Genomic DNA, 2,417 nt, shown 5'->3' on the forward strand with positions numbered 1-2,417 from the left:
CTGCCTACGGGCCGCTGGTGAATCAGGCCGGTGACAAGCAGCTGGCGGCCCGCGCCCGGGAATGGGTCGAGCGCAACACCCCGGCGACGTCGCGCAGCGGCGAGTCGGGCGCCCGCCGCTCCTCGAGCGGTTGGCCCGGCTCCCCCTCGAAGTCGATCACCAGCCAGCTCTCGGGCGTGCGCAGCACCTGCCCCAGGTGCAGGTCGCCGTGCACCCGCTGGACCGTGATCGTCTCGTTGGCGAGCTTGGCGAAGCGCTCTTCGACGGCGGCCGCGTACTCCTGCAGCTCCGGCACCAGGGCCACCGCCGACGACAGCCGCGCCAGCACGTTGTCGACCGGGAAGGGCTGCTGCGACGTGCCGAGGGTCTCGGCGAGGGTGGCGTGCACGGACGCCACGGCCTCGCCCAGGCGGCACGACTCGCCGGCGAAGTCGCCGCCGACCTCGTGGGCGTACAGGTCCGCCTCGGCGAACAGGTCGCGGACGCTGGCGGTCGCCATCGCCCAGCCCTCCGTCGCGTTGGCGGCGAACTCGGTGATCATGCCCAACGGCCACGGCGTGCCGGCCGAATCGGTCAGGTCGTAGGTGCCCAGCAGCTGCGCCACGTGCGGGTTGCCGGCGCGCCCCAACACGCGGTTCAGCTCGACGTCGGGATTGATGCCGGGGCTGACCCGGCGGAACACCTTGAAGATCGCCTCGCGGTCGAAAATCACGCTGGTGTTGGACTGCTCGGCGTCCGAGACGTGCGCCATGGCCTGCAAGGGCAGCCGGGCGCCCGGCTCCTTGGTGAACGTCACCTCGGCGCCCGACGCGGCGCGCGTCGCCGAGGAGTCGATCAGCGACAGCAGGAATGTCGGCGCGCTCTCGTCGTACAGCGCATCGAAGCCGGTCCGGTCGCCCGCGGCACCGATGGTGGCGACGGTGCTGTATTCCGACACCGGCGCGGAATCCCAGCCGACGATCACCTGGTAGCGGTGTTGCGATCCGTCGGCGTAGTCGACGTCGACGAGGACCAGATCGAGGCCCTCGCGCAGCGGCACCACCACGCTGGGCTGAGCGCTGGTCAGCTCGCGGTTGCGTCCGGCGTACCAGCGTTGCTGCGGCAGCCACTCGGACCAGGGCAATTTCTCCGGGGAAGTCATCGACACCCCTCCTCTTTGTCGTTCGGCGTGGCGCGGTCGGGGGGGTTCGTCACGATTCCTCCTCGCACGCGGTCAGCTGGAACCAGTAGAACCCGTGGCCCGGCAGCGTCAGCAGGTAGGGCAGGTGACCGATGCGCGGGAACTCGACCTGCCCGGTCAGCTCGACCGGGGTGCACCCGGCCCACTGCTGCAGATTGAGTTCGATCGGCTGCGGGAACCGCGACAGGTTGTTGACGCACAGCACGGTATCGCCGTCGTCGGGCTCCTGACGGACGAACGCCAACACCGACGGATTCGACCCGCCCAGCTCCTTGAAACTGCCGACGGCGAACGCCTTGTGACGGCGGCGCACGGCGAGCATGGTGCGGGTGAAGTTGAGCAGCGACGTGGACGTGTCACGCTGGGCCTCCACGTTGACCGCCTGGTAGCCGTACACCGAATCCTGGCTGGCGGGCAGGTACAGCCGGCCGGGGTTGGCCTTGGAGAAGCCGGCGTTGCGGTCCGGCGTCCACTGCATCGGGGTGCGCACCCCGTCGCGGTCACCGAGCCAGATCACGTCGCCCATGCCGATCTCGTCGCCGTAGTAGAGCACCGGCGAGCCGGGCAGCGACAGCAGCAGCGCGGTGAACAGCTCGATCTGGTTGCGGTCGTTGTCGAGCAGCGGGGCCAGCCGGCGCCGGATGCCGACGTTGGCCTTCATCCGGGGGTCCTTGGCGTACTCGGCGTACATGTAGTCCCGCTCTTCGTCGGTGACCATCTCGAGTGTGAGCTCGTCGTGGTTACGCAGGAAGATGCCCCACTGCGCCATGTCGGGGATCTCCGGCGTCTGGGCCAGGATCTCCGAGATGGGAATCCGCGATTCGCGGCGCACGGCCATGAAGATGCGCGGCATCAGCGGGAAGTGGAACGCCATGTGGCACTCGTCGCCGCCGGTGCTGGCCTCGCCGAAGTACTCGACCACGTCGGCCGGCCACTGGTTGGCCTCGGCCAGCAGCACCCGGCCCGGGAATTCGTCGTCGATGACCTTGCGGACCCGCTTGAGGAACGCGTGGGTCTCCGGGAGGTTCTCGCAGTTGGTGCCCTCCCGCTCGAACAGGTACGGCACCGCGTCCAGCCGGAAGCCGTCGATGCCCAGGCCCAGCCAGAACCGCAGGACGTCGATCATGGCCTCCTGCACGGCCGGGTTGTCGTAGTTGAGGTCCGGCTGGTGCGAGAAGAACCGGTGCCAGTAAAACTGCTTGCGCACCGGGTCGAAGGTCCAGTTCGACTCCTCGGT

General features: G+C 69.1%; 1 protein-coding gene and 1 pseudogene. Both read right to left on the reverse strand.

The features are described from left to right. Positions 1-67 precede the first annotated feature (67 nt). Positions 68-1,141 (reverse strand): annotated as a pseudogene (locus A5714_RS07430) (maltokinase); the annotation flags it as partial. Positions 1,142-1,190: 49 nt separating this feature from the next. Next, a partial coding sequence (gene treS, locus A5714_RS07435; protein ID WP_068284296.1) for a maltose alpha-D-glucosyltransferase occupies positions 1,191-2,417 on the reverse strand: 1,227 nt, incomplete at its 5' end.

This window comes from Mycobacterium sp. E2462 (genome assembly GCF_001672685.1).
GTDB lineage: Bacteria > Actinomycetota > Actinomycetes > Mycobacteriales > Mycobacteriaceae > Mycobacterium.